At 71.8% G+C, this 22,176-nt stretch carries 18 protein-coding genes; 15 read left to right on the top strand and 3 right to left on the bottom strand.

The window, feature by feature from the left end; translation table 11 throughout:
• Positions 1-71 precede the first annotated feature (71 nt).
• From OG302_RS15495 to nudC, 6 genes are all read left to right on the top strand, one after another.
• Entirely contained in the window at positions 72-491 is a 420-nt protein-coding gene (locus tag OG302_RS15495; protein ID WP_371527331.1) for an MGMT family protein, read from the top strand.
• Positions 492-751: 260 nt separating this feature from the next.
• A complete protein-coding gene (locus tag OG302_RS15490; RefSeq protein ID WP_371750129.1) occupies positions 752-4,111 on the top strand; it encodes an ATP-dependent helicase in 3,360 nt (1,119 codons plus the stop codon).
• Positions 4,112-4,226: 115 nt separating this feature from the next.
• Positions 4,227-4,922 carry a hypothetical protein gene (locus OG302_RS15485; protein ID WP_371527330.1) on the top strand — a complete coding sequence of 232 codons (696 nt, stop codon included), beginning with the start codon at positions 4,227-4,229 and terminating at the stop codon, positions 4,920-4,922.
• A gap of 138 nt (positions 4,923-5,060) precedes the next feature.
• Positions 5,061-8,648: an ATP-dependent DNA helicase gene (locus OG302_RS15480; protein WP_371527329.1), complete on the top strand. Its 3,588-nt coding sequence runs from the start codon at positions 5,061-5,063 to the stop codon at positions 8,646-8,648.
• Positions 8,649-8,658: 10 nt separating this feature from the next.
• Positions 8,659-10,080 carry a dipeptidase gene (locus OG302_RS15475; protein WP_371527328.1) on the top strand — a complete coding sequence of 474 codons (1,422 nt, stop codon included), beginning with the start codon at positions 8,659-8,661 and terminating at the stop codon, positions 10,078-10,080.
• Positions 10,081-10,138: 58 nt separating this feature from the next.
• Complete coding sequence (gene nudC, locus OG302_RS15470) at positions 10,139-11,086, top strand: NAD(+) diphosphatase (protein WP_361833344.1); 948 nt, start codon at positions 10,139-10,141, stop codon at positions 11,084-11,086.
• 29 nt (positions 11,087-11,115) lie between these two features.
• On the opposite strand, the gene OG302_RS15465 is transcribed toward nudC, so the two are convergent.
• Positions 11,116-11,358: a mycoredoxin gene (locus OG302_RS15465; protein WP_249587883.1), complete on the bottom strand. Its 243-nt coding sequence runs from the start codon at positions 11,356-11,358 to the stop codon at positions 11,116-11,118.
• Positions 11,359-11,509: 151 nt separating this feature from the next.
• Between OG302_RS15465 and OG302_RS15460 the strand changes: the two genes are divergently transcribed.
• The 5 genes from OG302_RS15460 to OG302_RS15440 all read left to right on the top strand — a co-directional run bounded on the left by OG302_RS15460 (position 11,510) and on the right by OG302_RS15440 (position 15,448).
• Positions 11,510-13,717, top strand: coding sequence for an ATP-dependent DNA helicase UvrD2 (locus tag OG302_RS15460; protein ID WP_371527327.1), 2,208 nt, complete (start codon positions 11,510-11,512; stop codon positions 13,715-13,717).
• Between the two features lie 163 nt (positions 13,718-13,880).
• Positions 13,881-14,261 carry a hypothetical protein gene (locus tag OG302_RS15455; RefSeq protein WP_371527326.1) on the top strand — a complete coding sequence of 127 codons (381 nt, stop codon included), beginning with the start codon at positions 13,881-13,883 and terminating at the stop codon, positions 14,259-14,261.
• 167 nt (positions 14,262-14,428) lie between these two features.
• A complete protein-coding gene (locus OG302_RS15450; RefSeq protein ID WP_160507109.1) occupies positions 14,429-14,797 on the top strand; it encodes a WhiB family transcriptional regulator in 369 nt (122 codons plus the stop codon).
• Complete coding sequence (locus OG302_RS15445) at positions 14,794-15,117, top strand: hypothetical protein (protein ID WP_361833350.1); 324 nt, start codon at positions 14,794-14,796, stop codon at positions 15,115-15,117. Before OG302_RS15450 ends, OG302_RS15445 begins: the two co-directional genes overlap by 4 nt.
• A 130-nt stretch (positions 15,118-15,247) precedes the next feature.
• Entirely contained in the window at positions 15,248-15,448 is a 201-nt protein-coding gene (locus OG302_RS15440) for a hypothetical protein (protein WP_361833352.1), read from the top strand.
• A gap of 34 nt (positions 15,449-15,482) precedes the next feature.
• Here OG302_RS15440 and OG302_RS15435 read toward each other — a convergent pair whose 3' ends face one another.
• Positions 15,483-16,856, bottom strand: coding sequence for an ABC1 kinase family protein (locus OG302_RS15435; protein WP_371527325.1), 1,374 nt, complete (start codon positions 16,854-16,856; stop codon positions 15,483-15,485).
• Positions 16,857-16,897: 41 nt separating this feature from the next.
• Positions 16,898-18,046 (bottom strand): ThiF family adenylyltransferase, encoded by a 1,149-nt coding sequence (locus tag OG302_RS15430; protein WP_371527324.1) that lies wholly within the window; start codon positions 18,044-18,046, stop codon positions 16,898-16,900.
• Between the two features lie 205 nt (positions 18,047-18,251).
• Here OG302_RS15430 and OG302_RS15425 point away from each other — a divergent pair, with 205 nt between their 5' ends.
• From OG302_RS15425 to OG302_RS15410, 4 genes are all read left to right on the top strand, one after another.
• A complete protein-coding gene (locus OG302_RS15425) occupies positions 18,252-18,848 on the top strand; it encodes a M48 family metallopeptidase (RefSeq protein WP_371527323.1) in 597 nt (198 codons plus the stop codon).
• Between the two features lie 117 nt (positions 18,849-18,965).
• Positions 18,966-20,684, top strand: a complete 1,719-nt coding sequence (locus OG302_RS15420; protein WP_371527322.1) for a TerD family protein — start codon at positions 18,966-18,968, stop codon at positions 20,682-20,684.
• A gap of 11 nt (positions 20,685-20,695) precedes the next feature.
• Positions 20,696-21,376: an AIM24 family protein gene (locus OG302_RS15415; RefSeq protein ID WP_371527321.1), complete on the top strand. Its 681-nt coding sequence runs from the start codon at positions 20,696-20,698 to the stop codon at positions 21,374-21,376.
• 16 nt (positions 21,377-21,392) lie between these two features.
• Positions 21,393-22,148, top strand: a complete 756-nt coding sequence (locus tag OG302_RS15410; RefSeq protein WP_371527320.1) for an AIM24 family protein — start codon at positions 21,393-21,395, stop codon at positions 22,146-22,148.
• The last annotated feature ends 28 nt before the right edge of the window (positions 22,149-22,176 follow it).

Below are 22,176 nucleotides of genomic sequence, written 5' to 3'. Positions count from 1 at the left end.
AGTTTGTCTCGTACCGCACACTCTGTCGCGGGCCGCTCACGGTGTCGGTGCGGTACGGCAGGATGGTTCGGATGAGCGAGGAGAGCGGACCGGAGCAGGAGCTGTCGGCGTATCCGGAGTACGCCGAGCGGGTCTTCGAGGTGGCGGAGCTGATCCCTCCGGGCCGGGTGATGACGTACGGGGACGTCGCGGAGTGGCTTGAGGAGGGCGGCCCCCGGCAGGTCGGCCGGGTGATGGCCCTCTACGGGGACGCGGTTCCGTGGTGGCGTGTGGTGCGCGCCGACGGCCGGCTGCTGCCGGGGCACGAGCTGCGGGCGCTCGGCCACTACCGCGCGGAGGCCACACCGCTGCGTGAGGCGGGCCGCGCGTCCGAGGGCCATGTGCCGCGCCTCGACATGCGGCGGGCGCGCTGGGACGGGGCAGCGGCTGTCGACGACGCGGCGGGAAGCGGCGAGGCCGCCCCGCCGCGGGCTCCGGAGGCTCACACCTGACAGCTTCGGCCATCCCGCGGCGTCGCGGAGGACCGGTGGCCCGTACGGGGGAAGCCACGCGTCCCGCACGCCCGCTGGCGTAGCGTCGACAGCACGCATTTCTCTCACCCCGCAGACCCCGCAGCCGTCGCGCAGCCGCTTTTCACCCCGTACACCCACCAGGACCGGCGACCCACGTGAGCTCCACTTCTTCCGCCCGGCACACTCGGCACCCGTCGTACCCCCAGGTGCGACAGGGGGCCCAGGGCGCCTATCGGCTGGTGCGTACCCCGCCGGTTCGCGTGGACCCCCCTCGTCTTGACGCACGGCAGCGTGCGGTGGTTGACCACCCCGGCGGGCCGCTGCTCGTCCTGGCGGGGCCCGGCACGGGCAAGACGACGACGCTGGTGGAGTCCGTCGCCGCGCGGATCGCCAAGGGCACGGAGCCGGAGCGGGTCCTGGTCCTCACCTTCAGCCGCAAGGCCGCGGTGGAACTGCGCGACCGCATGGCGCTGCGCATAGGAGCGGCCAACGCCCCGCAGGCGACGACCTTCCACTCCTTCTGTTACGCCCTCATCCGCGCCCACCAGGACGCCGACCTGTTCATGGAACCGCTCCGGCTGCTCTCGGGTCCCGAGCAGGACGTGGCCGTACGGGAGCTCCTCGCGGGCCAGATCGACCTGGCGGGCGAGGGGCGCTCCCACGTGCGCTGGCCGGACGAGCTGCGCGCCTGCCTGACGACGCGGGGCTTCGCCGACGAGGTGCGCGCGGTGCTCGCCCGGAGCCGTGAACTGGGCCTCGGCCCCGATGCCCTGGATGCCTTCGCCCGCCGCGCCGGGCGCCCGGACTGGGGTGCTGCGGCGGCGTTCCTCGCGGAGTACCTGGACGTCCTCGACATGCAGGGAGTGCTCGACTACGCGGAACTGGTGCACCGCGCGGTGCTGCTCGCGCGGCGCCCCGAGGTCGCACGGGCGCTCGGAGCGCAGTACGACGCGGTCTTCGTCGACGAGTACCAGGACACGGATCCGGCGCAGGTACGGCTGCTGCACGCGCTGGCCGGCGGCGGGCGCTCCCTCGTCGCGTTCGGCGACCCGGACCAGTCGATCTACACCTTCCGGGGCGCCGACGTGAACGGCATCCTGGAGTTCCCCTCCGACTTCCCGCGCGCGGACGGCACTCCGGCGCCGGTCGAGGTCCTGACGACGTCCCGCAGGGCAGGGTCCGGCCTCCTCGCCGCCACCCGCCTGCTCACCCGGCGCATGCCGCTGACCAGGCTGCCCGCGGAGAAGGTGCGGGCCCACCGGGAGCTGGCCGCGGTCAGGGAGGGCGGCCGCGTGGAGACCTACACCTATCCGACGCCGGGCGCCGAACTCGACAACATCGCGGACATCCTGCGCCGCGCGCACCTGGAGGACGGTGTCCCCTGGGGCGAGATGGCGGTCCTGGTCCGCGCGGGCGCCCACACGATCCCGGCGGTCCGCCGCAGCCTCACGGCCTCCGGCGTCCCCCTGGACGTCGACGGCGACGACATCGCCCTCCGCCACGAGCCGGCGGTCACGCCTCTGCTGACGGCGCTGCGGGCGGTGGCCACGGCGGTGGTGTCGGAGGGGGCGTCTCCTGGGGGTGAGCCTGAGGGGGAGGGCGAGCGTGCTCCCGGGCCCGAGGGTGAGGCCGAGGGGGATGGTGAAACCGAGGGGGATGGTGAAGCCGAGGGGAATGGTGAAGCCGAGGGGAATGGTGAAGCCGCCCCCGAAGCCACGGCCCCCGCCTGGCTCGACACCGAGACCGCGCTGACCCTCCTCACCTCCCCCCTCGCCGGCATGGACGCCGCCGACCTCCGCCGTCTCGGGCGGGCCCTTCGCGCGGAGGAGCGCGCCGCGGGGAACCATCTCCCCGCGCCCTCCGACGAGCTGCTGGCCCGTGCTCTGGCCGAACCGGAGCGGCTCGTCGCGCATGACCCCGCGTACGCCCGAGGCGCCCAGCGGCTCGGTGCGCTGCTCCGCAAGGCCCGGGAGCGGCTCGCGGGCGGCGGCACCGCCGAGGAGGCGCTCTGGGAGCTGTGGGACGGCACGCCGTGGCCGCGCCGCCTGGAGCGGACCGCGCGCCGGGGCGGTGCCGCCGGGCGCAACGCGGACCGCGATCTCGACGCCGTCTGTGCCCTGTTCGCGTACGCGTCCCGCGCCGAGGAACGCTCCGGAGGGCGCGGCGCCCTCAACTTCCTGGAGGAGACCGAGGCGCAGGACATCGCCGCGGACACCCTCATGCGCAGGGCGGTACGCCCCGACGCCGTACGCCTGATGACGGCGCACCGTTCCAAGGGCCTGGAGTGGCGGCTCGTGGTGGTCGCCGGTGTCCAGGAGGGCCTTTGGCCCGACCTGCGCCGCCGCGGCTCCCTCCTGGAGGCCGACCGCATCGGGAGCGACGGCCTCGCCGAGCCCCTCACCCCCGGAGCGCTCCTCTCCGAAGAGCGCCGGTTGTTCTACGTGGCCGCCACGCGCGCGCGTGAGCGCCTCGTCGTCACCGCCGTCAAGGCACCCGCGGACGACGGCGACCAGCCGTCCCGCTTCCTCACGGAACTCGGGGTCGAGCCCAAGGACATAACGGGCCGTCCACGCCGCCCGCTGTCCGTCTCCGCGCTCGTCGCGGAGCTGCGCTCCACCACCGTCGACCCCCGCGTCTCGGAGCCCCTGCGCGAGGCCGCCGCCCACCGCCTGGCCCGGCTCGCCGCGCTCAGCGACGCCGACGGGCGCCCCCTGGTGCCGTCCGCGCACCCGTACCGCTGGTGGGGCATGTACGAGCCGACGGCGAGCGAGGTCCCCCTGCGGGACCGCGACAAGCCCGTCGTGCTCTCCGGAAGCGCCCTGGACCAGCTCGCCAACACCTGTTCCCTGCAATGGTTCCTGGGCCGCGAGGTGAAGGCCGACGCCCCGGCGACCGCCGCCCAGGGCTTCGGCAACGTCGTGCACGTCCTGGCCGACGAGGTCGCGTCCGGCAGGACACCCGCCGACCTCGCCGTCCTCATGGAACGCCTCGACTCGGTCTGGGACGCGCTGGCCTTCGACGCCCCCTGGAAGTCGGCGCAGGAGAAGGAGCACGCGCGCGTGGCGCTCGAACGCTTCCTCCAGTGGCATGTGATGGACCGCGCGACCCGCACCCCCGTCAGCAGCGAGCACGACTTCGACGTGACCCTCGAAGCGGGGCCCTACGAAGTGCGGGTGCGCGGCTCCATGGACCGCGTCGAGCAGGACGCGCAGGGGCGTGCCTACGTAGTCGACTTCAAGACGGGCAAACAGACCCCCACCGCCGCCGAAGTGGCCCGCCACCCGCAGCTCGCCGTCTACCAGCTCGCTCTCCGGGAGGGCGCGGTCGACGACGCCTTCGACGGCGTGCGTCCGGAGGCGGGCGGCGCGGAACTGGTGCAGCTGCGCCAGGGCGCCGCCAAGAAGGACGGCGGCGAGACCCTCCCCAAGGTGCAGGCCCAGGAGCCGCTTTCGGGGGAGTGGGTCGGCGACCTCCTCGCCACCGCGGCCGGCAAGGTCCTCGACGAACGCTTCTCGCCCACCACGGGCCAGCACTGCACGCACTGCGCCTTCCGCGCCTCGTGCAGCGCACGGCCGGAGGGCCGGCAGGTCGTGGACTGACCCGTCCCAAAAGCGCCAGTGGTCAACGTCACCTCTGTGCGCCCCACGCTCATAGCAGCCTCACAGGCCATCTAAAGTCGCGGCAAAGCTCAACGTCTCTCGAGGAGAAACACACATGGCAGCCAACCGGAAGCTCCTGACCGCGGCAGTCGCCTGTGCCGCCGTGTTCGTCGGCATCACGGGCTGCTCCAGCGAGGAGAAAGACCCCTTCGACGGCATGAGTGCCGACAAGATCGCCAAGAAGGCGTCGGACGCGTCCAAGGGCGCGGGCTCCTTCCGCGTGACCGGCGAGGGGAAGCAGGGCGGCAAGGCGGTCAACGTCGACTTCTCGGTCGGCAAGTCCGGTGACTGCACGGGCAAGATCGGCGGCGGCGCGGACGGTACCGCCGAGCTGCTCGTGTCCGGCGACGCCCAGTACATGAAGGGCGACGAGGCGTTCTGGAAGAAGGCCATGGGGGGCAGCGGCAAGGCCGCGGCCCTCAAGGGCAAGTGGGTCAAGTCGCCGAACGCCAAGAAGGAAGGCGTCTGCGACCCGGACAGCATGTTCCAGTCGAAGGAGCTCAAGAAGCTCGAGCGCGAGAAGGACTCCGAGGTCGACGGCAAGAAGGCGGCAGTCCTCACGAAGAAGGAGTCCGGCAAGAAGACCACCTTCTACGTCGCCGCCGAGGGCAAGCCGTACTTCCTGAGGGTCGTCACCTCGGGCTCGGAAGACCCGGGCACGATGAACTTCAGCGACTACGGCAAGTCGGTCACCGTCAAGGCGCCGGCGCCGGGTGACGTCGCGGACATGGAAGAGCTCATGAAGCCCTGACCCCGAAAAGCCCTGATGCCCGAAGGCCCTGAGCCCGAAGGCCCTGAGCCCCGAAGGCCCTGGGGCGCCACGAGTGACAGCGGCCACTGACGACCGGGCGTGCCCCGTTTGTCAGTGGCCGCCGCTAGCCTCTCTGACGTGCCACCTCGTATCACCGACCCCGAGCAGCTCAAAGAGCTCCTCGGCATCCCGTTCACCCCGGAGCAGACGGCCTGCATCACCGCGCCGCCCGCCCCGCAGGTGATCGTGGCCGGAGCCGGGTCGGGCAAGACGACGGTGATGGCGGCCCGCGTGGTCTGGCTGGTCGGCACCGGTCAGGTCGCCCCCGAGCAGGTCCTGGGCCTGACGTTCACGAACAAGGCGGCGGGCGAACTCGCCGAGCGGGTGCGCCAGGCGCTCGTCAAGGCCGGGGTGACCGACCCCGAGGCGCTGGACCCGGACCACCCTCCGGGCGAGCCGGTCATCTCCACGTACCACGCCTTCGCGGGCCGCCTCCTGACCGACCACGGGCTGCGCATAGGGCTCGAACCCACCTCCCGGCTGCTCGCCGACGCCACCCGCTTCCAGCTCGCCGCGCGCGTGCTGCGCGAGGCACCGGGCCCGTATCCCGCGCTGACGCGCTCCTTTCCCGACCTCGTCAGCGACCTCCTCGCGCTCGACAGCGAGCTCGCGGAACACCTCGTACGGCCCGACAGGCTCCGCGCGTACGACACCGAGCTGCTGCACGCCCTGGAGGGCGCCAAGCTCTCCAACGCCGATCTGCGCAAGGTGCCGGAGACGGCGGCGGCCCGGCTCGAACTGGCCGAGCTCGTCGGCCGCTACAGGGAGGCGAAGCGCTCCCGCGACCTCCTCGACTTCGGCGACCAGATCGCCCTCTCCGCGACGCTGGCCGACGCCCGCGCGGAGGTCGGCGAGATCCTGCGCGAGGAGTTCCGCGTCGTCCTGCTCGACGAGTACCAGGACACGTCGGTCGCCCAGCGCATCCTCCTGGCGGGCCTCTTCGGAGGCGGCACGGGCCACCCCGTGACGGCGGTCGGCGACCCCTGCCAGGCGATCTACGGCTGGCGCGGCGCGTCCGTGGCGAACCTGGACGACTTCCCCGAGCACTTCGCGCACGCCGACGGACGCCCCGCGGCCCGCCACGCGCTCAGCGAGAACCGCCGCAGCGGCGGCCGCCTCCTCGACCTCGCGAACGGCCTCGCGGAGCCGCTGCGCGCGATGCACGCGGGCGTGGAGGCCCTGCGTCCCGCGCCCGGTGCCGAGCGCGACGGCATGGTGCGCTGCGCCCTGCTGCGCACGCACGCCGAGGAGATCGACTGGCTCGCCGACTCGATCGCGCACCTCGTGCGCACCGGCAAGGCCCCCGGGGAGATCGCGGTCCTGTGCCGCACGGCGACGGACTTCGCACAGATCCAGGGGGCGCTGGTCGCCCGCGACGTCCCCGTGGAGGTCGTCGGCCTCTCCGGACTGCTGCACCTCCCGGAGGTCGCCGACCTGGTCGCCGTCTGCGAGGTGCTCCAGGACCCGGGCGCGAACGCTTCCCTGGTGCGTCTCCTGACCGGCCCGCGCTGGCGCGTCGGCCCGCGCGACCTCGCCCTCCTGGGGCGCCGCGCACGCCTCCTCGTACGGCATGGGCACGCGGCCCCGGACGACGACCCGGACCGGCGTCTGGCCGAAGCGGTCGAGGGGGTCGACCCCTCCGAGGTGATATCGCTCGCGGACGCGCTCGACACCTTCCTGGAGACGCCGCTGGAGGAGGACACGGCGGACGACGGGCTGCCCTTCTCGCCGGAGGCGAGGGTGCGCTTCGCCCGCCTCGCGGCCGAACTCCGCGACCTGCGCCGCTCGCTGGCCGACCCGCTGATGGACGTGCTGCACCGGGTGCTCGCCGTCACGGGCCTCGAGGTCGAACTCTCCGCGTCACCGCACGCCCTCGCGGCCCGCCGCCGCGAGACGCTCTCGAACTTCCTGGACGTCGCCGCGTCCTTCGCCGCGAACGACAGCGGGGCGAGCCTGCTGGCCTTCCTCGCCTTCCTGCGGACGGCCGCGCAGTACGAGAAGGGCCTGGACAACGCCCTGCCCGGCGGCGAGAACACGGTCAAGGTGCTCACCGCCCACAAGTCGAAGGGCCTGGAGTGGGACGTCGTGGCCGTCCCCGGCCTGGTCACCGGGACGTTCCCCAGCACCCAGGGCCGCGAGAAGTGGACGGCCCAGGGGAAGGTCATCCCGCACGCGCTGCGCGGGGACGCGGCGACCCTGCCCGACATCGAGGCGTGGGACTCCCGGTCCATGAAGGCGTTCCACGAGGACATGAAGGAGCACCAGCGCACCGAGGAACTCCGCCTCGGCTACGTCACGTTCACCCGCCCCCGCTCGCTGCTCCTGGGCTCCGGCCACTGGTGGGGCCCTTCGCAGAAGAAGCCGCGCGGCCCCTCGGACTTCCTCCGGGCGCTGTACGACCACTGTGCGGTGGGTCACGGGGAGATCGAGGCCTGGGCGGACGAACCGGAGGAGGACGAGGAGAACCCCGCCCTGGTGGAGGGCGCCGCCGAGCACGCGTGGCCGCTCCCGCTGGACGACACGTCCCTGGCCCGCCGCAGGGCCGCCGCCCAGACGGTCCTCACGCATCTGGACCGGCTGACGGGGGAGCCGGCGGGCGAGACGGGGGAGGGCGACCCGGACGAAGCCCGCTCGCACGAAGAGGCCCACCCGTCCGCGTACGACGACGTGCCCCCGGCCGAGGACCCGGACTGGCCGCCCCCTCCGGAGGACGAGGAGCCGCCTTACGGAGAGGGCGACTTCCCCGACGTCACCCCGGACGACTGGGACGCCCTGCCCCAGGAACGCCCGGAGCGTCCGCCGGGCGACGTGGGGCACGCGCGCGTGCCCCATCAGGCCCCCGCACCCGACGCCCGTCCGCACCCGCCGGAGGTCACCCCGCCGCACGAGCGCGAGGCCGCCCCGGAGCACCCCCGCCTCACCCCGGAGGAAGCCCGCACCCTCGCGTCCTGGGACCGTGACCTGGACGCCCTCACCGGCGAACTCCTGCGCGCCCGGGAGGCGATCAGGGACATCCCCGTACCGGCATCGCTCACCGCGTCCGAGGTGCTGCGGCTCGCCGCCGACCCGGAGGGCTTCGCGCAGGAGCTCGCGCGCCCCATGCCACGCCCGCCGCAGCCCGCGGCCCGGCGCGGCACCCGCTTCCACGCCTGGGTGGAGACCCGCTTCGAGGAACTGCGCCTCCCGCTGCTCGCCCCGGACGACCTGCCGGGCGGCGGCCCCGGCGAGGCCGAGATCGCCGACGAACGCGACCTGGACGCACTCAAGGAAGCCTTCGAGCGCACCGAGTACGCCCACCGCTCCCCGCACCGCGTCGAGGTGCCCTTCCAGCTGACGCTCGCGGGCCGCGTCGTCCGCGGCCGCATCGACGCGGTCTACAAGGAGGTCGACGGCGACGACGTGACGTACGAGATCGTCGACTGGAAGACCAGCCGCACCCGCACCGCCGACCCTCTCCAGCTCGCCGTCTACCGCCTGGCCTGGGCCGAGCTGCACGATCTGCCCCCGGAGTCCGTGAAGGCGTCGTTCCTGTACGTGCGCAGCGGCGAGACCGCACGCCCCGCGCACCTGCCGGGCCGGGCCGAGCTCGAGCGGATCCTGCTGGAGGAACCGGGCGGGCAACCGGGTGACGAACCACCGGACGATTCGGCTCCCGGGGGCGGCTAGGCTCGTGACCATGAGCCAGTCCGTTGACAGTGACGTCAGTGGCGTCAGCGCCGTTCGTACGTACATCCAGACCCACCGTGCCGCCTTCCTCGACGATCTCGCCGAGTGGCTGCGCATCCCGTCCGTGTCGGCACAGCCCGACCATGCACAGGACGTGTGGCGCAGCGCGGACTGGCTCGCCGCGCAGCTCAAGGAGACCGGCTTCCCGACCGTCGAGGTCTGGCAGACGGCCGGGGCTCCCGCCGTCTTCGCCGAGTGGCCCTCGGGCGACCCGCAGGCCCCCACGGTCCTCGTCTACGGCCACCACGACGTGCAGCCCGCGGCCCGCGAGGACGGCTGGCACACGGACCCCTTCGAGCCCGTCGTCCAGGGAAACCGCCTCTACGCGCGCGGGGCAGCCGACGACAAGGGCCAGGTGTTCTTCCACACACTCGGCGTCCGCGCCCACCTCGCCGCCACCGGCCGCACCGCCCCCGCGGTGAACCTGAAGCTCCTGATCGAGGGCGAGGAGGAGTCGGGCTCCCCGCACTTCCGCGCGCTGATCGAGGAGCAGAAGGAGCGCATCGCGGCCGACGCGGTGATCGTCTCGGACACCGGCATGTGGGCGGAGGACACCCCCACGGTCTGCACCGGCATGCGCGGCCTCGCCGACTGCGAGATCGAGCTGCGCGGCCCCGACCAGGACATCCACTCGGGCTCCTTCGGTGGCGCCGTCCCGAACCCGGCGACCGCCGCCGCCCGCCTCGTCGCCGCGCTGCACGACGAGCACGCGCGCGTGGCCGTCCCCGGCTTCTACGAAGGCATCACCGAACTCACCGACCGCGAGCGCGAACTCTTCGCCGAGCTGCCCTTCGACGAGGAGCGCTGGCTGCGTACGGCCAAGTCCCACGCGACCCACGGAGAAGCGGGCCACACCACCCTGGAGCGCATCTGGGCCCGCCCCACCGCCGAGGTCAACGGCATCGGCGGCGGCTACCAAGGGCCCGGCGGCAAGACGATCGTTCCGTTGTCCGCCTTCCTGAAGCTCTCCTTCCGGCTCGTCGCGGGCCAGGACGCGGACCGCGTCGAAGAGGCCGTGCGGACCTGGGTCGGCGATCAGTTGCCGGCCGGAATCAGCCACACGATCACCTTCGGCGCCGCCACGCGCCCGTGCCTGACGCCGCTCGACCACCCCGCCCTGCAGTCCGTCGTACGGGCGATGGGACAGGCCTTCGAGCAGCCGATCCGCTTCACCCGAGAGGGCGGTTCGGGACCGGCGGCCGACCTCCAGGACGTGCTCGACGCCCCCGTGCTCTTCCTGGGCATCTCCGTGCCGTCCGACGGCTGGCACGCGCCGAACGAGAAGGTCGAAATCGATCTGCTCCTCAAGGGAGTCGAGACGACGGCCTACCTGTGGGGCGATCTCGCCGAGAACTGGCACGACGCACACTGAGCCCCGCCTTGTCGACCTTGCAGAACCACCCATTCCATCGGGGGAGTTGGAAGCACCTGTGACCACCTGGACCGACCGCACCGCTGACCGTCCCGTCTCGCTCACCGCACCGAGCGGCATCGATCGCGCAGCCCACCACCGCCTCGACGAGGCCTGGCTCGCCGCCGCCTGGAGCCACCCCACGACACGGGTCTTCGTCGTCTCCGGCGGCCAGGTACTGATCGACGAGACGCCGGACGGCAGCACTGAACTGGTGATGACCCCGTCCTTCGAGGCGCCCCTCACCGAGGCGCACCGCTACTTCCTGGGCACGGACGACGACGGCGTCAGCTACTTCGCCCTGCAGAAGGACTCCCTGCCGGGCCGCATGGACCAGCAGGCGCGCCCCGCGGGTCTGCGCGAGGCGGGACTCCTCCTGTCGCCCCGTGATGCGGGCCTGATGGTGCACGCCGTGGCCCTGGAGAACTGGCAGCGCCTGCACCGCTTCTGCTCGCGCTGCGGCGAGCGCACCGTCATCGCGGCGGCCGGCCACATCCGTCGCTGCCAGGCGTGCGGCGCCGAGCACTACCCGCGTACGGACCCGGCCGTGATCATGCTCGTGACGGACGACCAGGACCGTGCGCTCCTCGGCCGCCAGGTGCACTGGCCCGAGGGCCGCTTCTCGACGCTCGCGGGCTTCGTGGAGCCGGGCGAGTCCATCGAGACGTCGGTGCGGCGCGAGGTCTGGGAGGAGGCCGGTGTCACGGTCGGCGACGTCGAGTACGTCGCGAGCCAGCCCTGGCCGTTCCCCTCCAGCCTCATGCTGGGCTTCATGGCCAGCGCCACGACGTACGAGATCAACGTGGACGGCGAGGAGATCTCCGAGGCCCGCTGGTTCTCCCGGGAAGACCTGCGGGCCGCATTCGAGTCCGGGGAGGTCCTGCCTCCCTACGGGATCTCGATTGCGGCCCGGCTGATCGAGCTCTGGTACGGCAAGCCCCTGCCGAAGCCGGGCACCGTCGGCTAGGGGCCCGTCCGGAGATCGGGCCCCGCCGCTCAGGCGGCCAGCTTCTGCTTCACCTGGGCCAGCGACGGATTCGTCAGCGTCGAGCCGTCCGGGAAGAGAACGGTGGGAACCGTCTGGTTTCCGCCGTTCGCCTTCTCGACGAAGGTCGCGGAATCCGGGTCGTGCTCAATGTTGATCTCGTTGTACGTGATGCCCTCGCGGTCCATCTGGCCCTTGAGCCGGCGGCAGTAGCCGCACCACGTGGTGCTGTACATCGTCACAGTGCCCGGCATGTGTCTCGCGCTCCTTTGTTGCTCGGGGTGCGTCATCGCAATGACCTGAACGTACGTGACCCGGCCACCATTCCCGCATTAGTACGACCGCACCGGCCCCCCTGTGGACAACCGGGCTCACGCGCCTCCGGCGACCTGGCAGCATGGCGGGGTGACAGCAGCAACGCACTCCACCCTCTTCCCGCAGGTCCCGGACTCTGCCGACGCGGTGCTCGCCGGGCTCGACCCCGAGCAGCGCGAGGTGGCCACCGCCCTGCACGGGCCGGTGTGTGTCCTGGCAGGCGCCGGCACGGGCAAGACCCGGGCGATCACGCACCGGATCGCCTATGGCGTGCGCGCCGGAATCCTCCAGCCCGCCAGCGTGCTCGCCGTCACGTTCACCAACCGCGCGGCGGGCGAGATGCGCGGCCGCCTCCGCCAGCTCGGCGCCTCCGGGGTCCAGGCGCGTACGTTCCACTCCGCCGCCCTGCGCCAGCTCCAGTTCTTCTGGCCGAAAGCAGTCGGCGGCCAGCTGCCGCGGATCGTCGACCGCAAGATCAAGCTCGTCGCGGACGCCGCGGCCGCCTCCCGCATCCGCCTCGACCGCAATGAACTGCGCGACGTGACGAGCGAGATCGAGTGGTCCAAGGTCACCCAGACCGTCCCCGCGGACTATGCGGCCGCCGCCGCGAAGTCCGGCCGCCTGATCCCCCGGGACTCGGCGGAGATCGCCCAGATCTACGGGGCGTACGAAGATCTCAAGCGCGACCGCTCCGTCATCGACTTCGAGGACGTCCTGCTCCTGGCCGTCGGCATCCTCCAGGACCGCCACGACATCGCCGACCAGGTCCGCGCCCAGTACCAGCACTTCGTGGTCGACGAGTACCAGGACGTCAGCCCGCTCCAGCAGCGTCTCCTTGAGCTGTGGCTCGGTGACCGCGACAGCCTCTGCGTCGTCGGCGACGCCAGCCAGACGATCTACTCCTTCACCGGCGCGACCCCCGACCACCTGCTGAACTTCCGCACCCGCCACCCCGGGGCGACGGTCGTCAAGCTCGTCCGGGACTACCGCTCCACGCCCCAGGTCGTCCACCTCGCCAACGGCCTGCTCTCCCAGGCCCGCGGTCGCGCCGCGGACCACCGCCTCGAACTGATCTCCCAGCGCGACGCCGGAGCCGAACCGTTCTACACGGAGTACGCGGACGAGCCCGCCGAGGCCGAAGGTGCCGCCCGCCGCATCCGCGCCCTCATCGCCGACGGCACCCCGGCGAGCGAGATCGCCGTCCTGTTCCGCACGAACTCCCAGTCCGAGATCTACGAGCAGGCGCTCGCCGACGCCGGTGTGGCCTACCAGCTGCGCGGCGCCGAGCGCTTCTTCGAGCGCACCGAGGTCCGGGAGGCGGGCGCGGCCCTGCGCGGCGCGGCCCGCTTCGGGGGCAACGACTCCCTGCTCGACGACGTCGTCGACCTGCCCTCGCAGGTGCGGGCCGTGCTCTCCACGAAGGGCTGGACGACCCAGCCCCCGGCGGGCTCCGGCGCGGCCCGCGACCGCTGGGAGTCCCTGGCGGCCCTGGTGCGCCTCGCCGAGGACTTCGCGCGGGCCAAGCCCGACGCGACGCTCTCCGACCTCGTGGGGGAGCTCGACGAGCGCGCCAACGCCCAGCACGCGCCGACCGTCGAGGGCGTCACCCTCGCCTCGCTGCACGCCGCCAAGGGCCTGGAGTGGGACGCCGTCTTCCTGGTCGGTCTCGCCGAGGGCATGATGCCGATCACGTACGCCAAGACCGACGAGCAGGTGGAGGAGGAGCGCCGCCTCCTGTACGTGGGCGTCACCCGGGCCCGTCTCCACCTCTCCCTCTCCTGGGCACTGTCCCGCTCGCCGGGCGGTCGCGCCGGACGCCGGCCCAGCCGCTTCCTGGACGGGCTGCGCCCGGGCTCGGGGGCGGGCACCGGAGCGCGTGCCGCGGGCGGCGGACCCGGCGGTGTCGAGCGCGGCACCGGCGGCGAGGAGAGCGGCGGCAGCCGGAGCCGCCGAAGGACGGGCAGGTCACCGGCCCGGTGCCGGGTCTGCGGGCGGTCCCTGACCGACGCGGGCGAGATGAAGCTGATGCGGTGCGAGGACTGCCCGTCCGACATGGACGAAGGGCTCTACGAACGGCTTCGGGAGTGGCGTTCGGGCCAGGCGGAGCTCCTCGGACAGCCCGCGTACTGCGTGTTCACGGACAAGACCTTGATCGCCATCGCGGAGGCCTCGCCCGACGAGGAGGGCGAGCTGGCCCGGATCCCGGGCGTCGGCGTGCGCAAGCTCAACCGATTCGGATCTGATGTCCTCGCCATCTGTGCAGGTGAGGAGCGTGTAAGGGGCGCCGATGGCAACTGATTCAAACTCGTCGAAAAAATAGTTTGCGCATGCGCAAGGAAGACCCATAGGTTCTTAAGCACGGGAACGGCGGCTTCTCCGAAGCCCTCGCCCCGTGCTGTACTTAATAGCCCGCAGGATCGGTTCCGGCCGATCCCATAGACGCCGAGAGGAGGCGATTCCAGTGATCAGCATCAACGAGAGCTTCATCAGCACCGTGAAAATGACCGATCGCTCGGTCGTCGCTTCCTGCCTGCTCGGCTTCTCGAACCTGGGCACCGGTCTGTCCGGTGGCATCGCTGCCGCCGCCATCCGTCCGGAGTCCTCCGTCCTGCCTCTGTCCCTCCCGCGGAACGCTCGCACCGCTCTCAACGTGCAGCCGATGCGTGAGGTCAATGAAGGCAGCGGACGAGCGACCAAGGCACCGGAAGCAGTAGTGACGGCACAGGCGCAGGCCTATGCCTTTGCCGCAGCCGGTGCCGGATCCAAGAAGCAGACGAAGCAGCACCAGAACCACACGATGTGGGCCTTCCGTGGGCTCGAACCCTGGAGTGATCCAGTCTGATCCTCGATCAGACCGGCGCCTTCAGGGCCGCGGAACCCCACCCGGGATCCGCGGCCCTTCTGTTTTCCCCAAAACGGGATGACGGAGCGAAGGGGCCGAGCAAGACCCGGTACCAGCCGCCAACCGGCCGACCCAGGCCGGCACGACCAGACGAGGAAAACACCACCGTGCAACTCGAAGCGCACGCCCCGTCCGTACCGCCTTCAGAGACTCTCCCCCCGCCCGCTCCCACGGAGGACCCGACCTTGACTCCCCTCACTGCGCTCACCGCGCTCGACGACGCCATCGAGAACCTCGGCGTACCCGTCCCGTGCCGTGCCTACGACCCGGAGGTCTTCTTCGCCGAGTCGCCCGCCGACGTCGAGTACGCCAAGTCCCTCTGCCGTACCTGCCCGCTGATGGAGGCCTGCCTGGCCGGCGCCAAGGAGCGGCGTGAGCCGTGGGGCGTCTGGGGCGGCGAGCTCTTCGTCCAGGGTGTGGTCGTTGCCCGCAAGCGTCCGCGTGGCCGTCCGCGCAAGAACCCGGTCGCCGCATGAACACCGCCGGAACAATCGATCGCCCCCTGACGCACGACCCCAAGAAGCAGGCCCCGATGAAGGCAGCCACCGCCGAGCCCGCAGGCTCCGCCACCCCGGACTTCACCACCACCGGCGCGAACGACTCGCGTCAGAACAGGACCCGCGAGATGCAACTCATCCCAGAAGCCTTGGCTCGTGCGCATATGCACGAACGCATGCGTGAGGCCGAGGCCCAACGCCCCGCCGCCCGTGTGATGGCGGCCCGCCGGATGCAGCGCCGCGCCGAGCGCGCGTCGCTGCGCGCCAGGCGCGCGCTCGCCATGGCCGTCATGCAGTGACGAGTCGTCAGGCGCAACCGCGTAGCTGACATAGCTTCACCAAGATGCCCGCGGGGGCCGGTCCGAACGGACCGGCCCCCGCGGTGCGTTGTGCCGGGCGAACCTCCGGGAGCGACGATATGGTCGCCGGGTGGACCAGCAGACTCCTCAGCCCGCGGGCAGCGAGAATGCCGAGAATCTCGTGTGCTCCCGCTGCGGCACCGTCGCCGAAGGCGCGCCGCCCACCTGGACCTGCTCCGTGGAGAACGGCGCCCGTCACTACTTCTGCGACTCCTGCGCCCGCGAGAACCTCAGAGCAATCGAGAGCCGGCTCGACTCCTCCTGGTGGTGACGTCCACCGGGTGGTGAGGGCCGGCCCCCAGACCTCAGGCCTCGGCCGCCGGGTCTTCCTCCTGAGGCTCCTGCTCCTCCGACTCCTCCTCCAGGAAGCCCGGCAGCCACTCCTCGAGCTCGTCCCGCATCCGCACCGTCGCCCCGAGCTGACAGAGCACCCCTATCGTGCTCAACGTCACACGATGGATCAGCAGGTACGACGGCGGGAGATTCAGCCGCTTGCCCAACTGGTAGGCGGGGGAGCGGGGATCGGCCACCCGCGCGGCCTGGCCGCGCATCCAGCCGCGGGTGAAGGTGAACTCCTCCACCAGCATCGGTTCGATGATCGGCAGCAGATAGTCGAGCACCGCGTCCGGTTCGAGCTCCACGGACTCCTGGACGAAGTCCTCCTCGCGCAACATCGCGTAGACCGCGTCGGCCTCGCCGTCGAGCGTCATCCGCAGGGAACGGCCGATGGTCGGCGGGAGCCCGCCGGGCAGCCGGTCCACCGTTCCGAAGTCGAGAACCCCGAGCCGCCAGCCGTCCTTCTCGTCGGGCAGCAGACGGAAGTTGCCCGGATGCGGGTCGGCGTGCAGCAGGCCCGTGCGCGCCGGACCCGAGAAGAGGAAGCGGGCGAGGAGCTGTCCCGCCCGGTCGCGCTGCTCCTGGGAGCCGTCCGCGATCACGTCCGAGAGGGGGATCCCGTCCATCCACTCGGTCACCAGGACCTGCTCGCACTGATGCACCACATCGGGCACCGCGACATCCGGATCGTCCGCGAACTCCTCGGCGTGCGCCTGCTGCGCCTGGGCCTCCAGGCTGTAGTCGAGCTCCTCGGAGACCCGGTCGCGCAGCTCCGCGATGAGCGGCTTGATGTCCATGCCCGGAATCAGCGGCCCCAGAAGTCGGGCGAACCGGCTGAGCTGGTTCAGGTCGGAGAGCAGCGCTTCGCCCGCCCCCGGATACTGCACCTTGACCGCGACCTCGCGCCCGTCCGCCCACACCGCCCGGTGGACCTGTCCTATCGAGGCGGCCGCGGCCGGCTTGTCCTCAAACTCCAGGAACAGCGCGCGCCAGTCCTCGCCGAGCCGCTCCGCGAGCACGGCGTGCACGGTGCGCGTAGGCATCGGCGGAGCCGCTTCCTGCAGCTTCGTCAGCGCGGCGCGATAGGGCCCCGCGACCTCCTCCGGCAGCGCCGACTCGAAGACCGACAGCGCCTGGCCGAACTTCATGGCCCCGCCCTTGAGCTCGCCGAGGACCTTGAACAGCTGATCCGCCGTGCGCTGTTGCAGCTCACGGCCGACGATCTCCGCCGACTTGCCCCCGATCCGCTTGCCGAGCCCCCAGGTCGCCCGCCCGGCGAAGCCGAGTGGCAGCGCGGCCAGTTTGGCGGTACGGGTTACCGCCTTCCGGGGAAGATCAGACATGCGCCCCTCCAAGTCCCAGACAGCCACGCCCTCGCAGGCGGTTACCCGGCCATTGTGTCGTGCGGCTCCTCGTCCCCGGCGGGGTGTTCCCCGTTATCCACCTCACCCGCCCCACATGGGCACGTGAGATGGGGTGGCACCGGCCGTGCATGCCAGTCGAATCCGGGCACGGACGCCTCCCAGCGAACCCCCGCGCCCGCCGGTGCCGCCCCGTCCAGAAAGGCCAGGGCATGCGCCGCGGCGAGGCCGGCGACCGTGGTCGACAGCGCCAGATCACAGGCGTGAACATGGCGCGCGCGTCCCGAACGCCACTGCGCCAGCATGCGCGGCCAGGTCGGATCCCGGTCGGCGCGATCCAGTGCCAGACAGTTCGCGCAGGCTGTCATCCCCGGCAAGACGAGCGGCCCGACCACTCCGGTTCCCTCGATCACCCCCGCATAGAGATGAGGCGTCCCCGATGCGACGAGCGGCTCGGCGGTGAGCGGGTCGGGCGCGTGAACGGCGAGGCCGTCCCGCGGGGCGATGATCACGAGGGAGAGACCCGGCTCCCCTTCGGCCGGCGCCCCCGCTTCCCTCCGGCCCCGGCGGGGCGGCCGGTCCGGAGCCGACTGCCGCACGAGCCGCCGCGCTGCCGCGTCCCTGCGGTCGCCGACCGCTTCGGCGGGCAGACCGCCCGGCGCCACGTCCCAGGGCTCGACGACTCCTCCCTCCATCACGTCGACCTGCCCCACGCCGGCACCGGAGAGGACCGAGGCCACCACCGCCCCCACCCGGCCCGCTCCCCGCACCTGCACCCGCATCGCGCGACGCGCCGCCAGCCTCCGCATCCCGTCACCCGGTTCGCGGGTCACGACCGACAGGGTGGCCAGATCCGGGCGCAGCCGGTCCATGGCCGATGTCCTCCTGCGCAGGGCGTCGGCCGCCGCACCGCCGCCCGTCGCGTCATCGAGGAGCCCGGCTCTGGACAGCCGCCGCACCAGCTTGTCCACGTGATCGCCGGGCAGGCCCATCCGCTTGCCCTCGGCACGCAGGAGCGGCAATCCGCGCGTCCCGTCCAGGAGCTGGAGAAAGCTGCTCGTCGCCGTGTCCACCGGTCCGAGCGTCAGGGCATGGGCGGGCGCCACGCCGAACTGGATCGTGTTCAGATCGCGCCAGCCGCGCCGCAGCGCCGGTTTCAAGATCGGATGCATGGTCTTCGTCCCCCGTGTCTCGCCGGCTCTGTCCCCGTCCGCATCACCGGTCATCAGCCAGAATGCCCGCCCCGGCGAACAGTCGCGGAACGTTGTCCACAGGCAGGGGGTATTCGTCGTACTAATCGATCGCACGGGGAGCGATACCCCGCCGAACCGTCCCGGAGGCGGGACTTCCCCCATACCCAGCGGGTAACGTCGGGGCGTGCCCGCCGACCCACTGCACCGCGCCGGAAACCCACAGCGCAGCACGACCAGCCCGCCGTCACCCGGCTCGGGGACGAGCGCGGTCGAGGTCAGGCGGAGCGCCCGCCGCCGCAGAACGGTCTCCGCGTACCGAGAGGGCGATCGCACCGTCGTGCTCATCCCCGCCCGGATGTCCGAGGCCGAGGAGAAGCGCTGGGTCAGCGTCATGCTCGACAAGCTCGCGGCCCAGGAGAGCAAACGCGTCCTGGGCGACGCGGAGCTCGCCGAGCGCGCCGAGCGCCTTTCCGAGCAGTACTTCGGCGGTCGGGCCAGGCCCACGTCCGTTCGCTGGGTCACGAACCAGAACACCCGCTGGGGCTCGTGCACCCCGTCGGAGGGCAGCATCCGTCTTTCGCACCGGCTGCAGGGCATGCCCGAGTACGTCGTCGACTACGTCCTCGTCCACGAGCTCGCGCATCTCCTCGTCCCCGGTCACGGCCCCGACTTCTGGCAGCTCCTTGAGGCCTATCCCCGTACGGAGCGGGCTCGCGGGTACCTCGAAGGTGTGGTCGCGGCCGACCGGCTGCCCCATCTGCCCGCTGCCCGCGACGAGTGAACTTCCGCCGGGCGCGGAGGTTGTGTACCGGGTCTGTACCGGCTTGGTCCGCTGTCAGGGATTGCGGTTAGCCTGACGCGACGCATTTACATTCGGGATGGGGGACGGTCGTTACGTATGGCCAGGGAATTCCAACGCGGCCACAAGGCCAAGATCAGTGACCTCACCGCAGGGACCGATCTGTACGTAGGTGTGCAGATCTCCGCCCCCGGGCTGAGCTTCGACATCAGCTGCTTCGGCCTGGACGCGGACGAGCGCCTGTCGGACGACAGTTACTTCATCTTCTTCAACCAGCCGAAGTCGCCCGAGGAGTCCATCCAGCTCCTCGGCGCGCAGGCGGGCGACACGGAGTCCTTCCGGGTCACGCTCGACCGGATCCCGGCGCAGATCCAGAAGCTGTCGTTCACCGCGACGATCGACGGCGCCGGACAGATGTCGCAGGTCGCCCCCGGGTACATCCGGATCGTCGCCGGCGGCGAGGAAGTGGCCCGCTACTCCTTCAACGGCGCCGAGTTCTCGACCGAACGTGCCGTCATGCTGGGCGACTTCTATATGAAGGACGTCTGGCGGTTCGCCGCGATCGGCCAGGGCTTCGACGGCGGTCTCGACGCGCTCCTGAAGAACTTCGGCGGCGAGGTCGCCGAGGAGGAGCCCGCGCCGCAGGCACCGCAGGCCACCGGCGCCCCGTCGTTCGCGCCGCCCGCCCAGGCCACCACGCCGCCCGCGTTCGGAGCTCCGGCGACACCCGCGCAGACCCCGGCCCCGGCTCCCGCCCCAGCCCCTGCCCCCGCGCCCGCGCCCGCCCAGAACTTCGCGCCGCCGCAGGGCTCCACTCCGCCGCCCGCCCAGGCCCCCGACCCGTCGGTGCACGCGGCGCAGACGATCATCGCGCCGATGACCCCGCCGCAGGGCGGCACCGTGCCGCCCCCGCCGGCCCCCGCGCCGTACGGTCAGCCCGGCCAGCAGCCGCAGCAGCCGCAGCAGCCGCAGCAGCCGCAGCAGCCGCAGTTCGGCCAGGTCCCCGGCCAGTCGGCGCCCCCGCCGCCCGGATACGGCCAGCAGCCGAGCGCCCCGATGCCTCCCGGCTACGGCCAGCAGCCCTCCGGCCAGTTCCCCGGTCAGCCCGCCGCCCCTTCCCCGTACGGAGCCGGCGTCCCCCAGGGCGCTCCGCAGGCCGGCGGCGTGGCAGCGGCTCTCGCCGCGTACCGCGAGGCCCCCACCGGGCAGCGCTGGACGCAGCAGAACGAGAAGCTGGTCCGCGTCGACCTCGGCGTCAGCGAGCAGGCCGTGCTCGCCCGGCAGGGCAGCATGGTGCTCTACCAGGGCAAGGTCGAGTTCAGCTACAAGGGCGCGGGCTTCGCGGGCCGCGTCGTGGGCAACGCGACCGGCCAGGAGATGCAGCTGATGCGCTGCTCCGGCCGCGGCCAGGTCTTCCTCGCCGAGGAAGCCACCCACCTGCACCCCATCGAGCTCCAGGGGGACGCGATCTGCGTCTCCGCGGAGAACGTCCTCGCGTTCGACGAGTCGCTCCAGCACGAGGTGCGCAGGATCGAGGGCCACGGCATCCCCGGTGGCGCGCTGTTCGTCATGCAGTTCCAGGGCAGCGGCACGGTCATCGTCAAGACGCACGGCGTGCCCGTCGTCCTGCCCGTCACGCCCACGACGTTCGCCGACTGCCACGCCGTGGTCGCCTGGTCGGCGGCGGCACAGGCGATCGTCTCCAGCCAGGTCCGGGCGCGCAGCAACGCGTACGCGGGCTCCACGGGGGAGAGCGTGAACCTCCAGTTCCGGGGTGCGCCCGGGAACTTCATCATCGTCCAGCCGTTCGAGGTCTGAGGGAGCCCGTCATGAATCAGCAACTCGCGGGCTTTGCCCCGGCGCCTGTCGCCGCCCGTATGGAGAACCACGGCCACCACATGCTCAAGGTGGCCATGCAGACCGGAAACGACCTCCTCGCGCGCGTGGGCTCGATGGTCGCCTACGAAGGGTTCGTGCAGTACGAGCCCAACCCGCCCGCCGTGCGGCAGATCGCACGGGAGTGGATGACCGGCGAGGGCGCACCTCTGATGAAGTGCTCCGGAGACGGCCTGCTGTATCTCGCCGACTACGGGGCCGACGTCGTCGTCATCAATCTGGCGGGCGACTCGCTCTCGGTGAACGGCACGAACCTCCTCGCCTTCGACACGTCCCTGCAGTGGGGCGTCGAGCGGGTCAAGGGCATGGCCAAGTTCGCCGGGCAGGGCCTGTGGAACATCAAGATCTCCGGCCAGGGCTGGGTGGCGCTGACCTCCCGCGGCACCCCGATCGTCGTCGACTGCGGACGCGGCGAGGACGAGACGTACGTCGACCCGGACGCCCTGATCGCCTGGTCCCCGAACCTCAAGGTGAAGGGCAAGCGCAGCTTCAAGGCCGGTTCGCTCATCGGGCGCGGCAGTGGCGAGGCCTACCAGATGGGCTTCTCCGGCGAGGGCATCGTCGTCGTACAGCCCAGCGAGGACAGCACCGACCGTCTCCGAGCCCGGGGCTGAGGGGGAGCAACACACCATGCAGAGCCCACTTTTCGCGCACACCGAGCAGCAGACTCAGGAGCGCTACACCGTCCAGAACCCGCAGCTGCTGCGGGTCGCCCTGGAGGGGCGTGACGACGTCCTGGCCCGCAAGGGCGCCATGGTCGCCTACCAGGGGCTGATCGAGTTCGACGCCGAGTACCAGAGCCAGGGCAACCAGCGGGCCCGCGCGCACACCGGCGAGGGCCTCGACCTCATGCGCTGCCACGGCCAGGGCACGGTCTATCTCGCCAACCTCGCCCAGTACATCCACGTGGTGGATGTGGACCAGGACGGCCTGACCGTGGACAGCAGCTATGTCCTCGCGCTCGACTCGTCGCTGACCCACCAGGTCATCGCGGTGGACAGCCAGTACGGAATCTCCGGCTCCGGCAAGTACCAGCTCAACATCACGGGCCGCGGCAAGGTCGCCCTGATGACCTCGGGGCAGCCGCTGATGCTGCGGGTCACGCCGGACCAGTACGTGAACGCCGACGCCGACGCGATCGTCGCCTGGTCGAACGGTCTGCGGGTGCAGATGCAGGCCCAGACGCACTCCTCCGGAGTGTGGCGGCGCCGCGGCAACACCGGTGAGGGCTGGGAGCTCAGCTTCATGGGCCAGGGCTACGCCCTCGTCCAGCCGAGCGAGATGCTGCCGCCCCAGAACGCCGTCATCGGGCAGGGCGCCCGTGCCCAGTACGGCATGGGCCAGCAGGGCGCCCGTGGGCAGAACCAGGGCAACGTCTGGAGTTGAGGCGGTGCGCGCGTAAGGGGCGGTCGCC

Source organism: Streptomyces sp. NBC_01283 (genome assembly GCF_041435335.1).
Lineage (GTDB): Bacteria > Actinomycetota > Actinomycetes > Streptomycetales > Streptomycetaceae > Streptomyces.
This window is presented reverse-complemented; position numbering and strand designations above follow the sequence as displayed.